Source organism: Xenorhabdus eapokensis (assembly GCF_001908105.1).
Window position 1 is genome coordinate 1 of the sequence record NZ_MKGQ01000187.1, and the last position, 439, is coordinate 439.

Below are 439 nucleotides of genomic sequence, written 5' to 3' on the forward strand. Positions count from 1 at the left end.
AAGGCTGCGCAGCACTTTTTGACGGTGGCTGTCGCTCCAGCGTTTGTTACTGGCGTGCCATGCACGGGCGACTTCTTCAAACGAATTGACTTTGGCGGGTGTTGGTGTGCCTTTTTTCTCAGCTTTGGGGTCGATCCCCTGTGCCATCAGCTTTTTGGCCTCATCGCGTTTAGCGCGGGCATCGGCTAATGATACGGTGGGATAAACACCGAATGCCAGACGGTCTTCTTTCTTATCGGTCGGGCGGTAATACTTCATCCGCCAGTACTTTGAGCCGCGTGACGAGACTTCTAAATAAAGACCGCCGCCATCGGCAAGTTTGTAGGTTTTTTCTTTGGGCTTTGCAGTTTCGACTTGTCGTGCGTTTAATTTCATTATTAGGGCATCTCTGTAATCGAATAGTAAGCATCGAGCGGTAAGTGCCCCAGATTATGCCCCG

1 protein-coding gene is annotated in these 439 nt (G+C 51.0%); it reads right to left on the minus strand.

All coding sequences use genetic code 11. The features are described from left to right. Nucleotides 1-375 (minus strand): integrase arm-type DNA-binding domain-containing protein (locus Xedl_RS20095; protein WP_143187525.1); only part of this gene is annotated, 375 nt, incomplete at its 3' end. Between the last annotated feature and the right edge of the window lie 64 nt (nucleotides 376-439).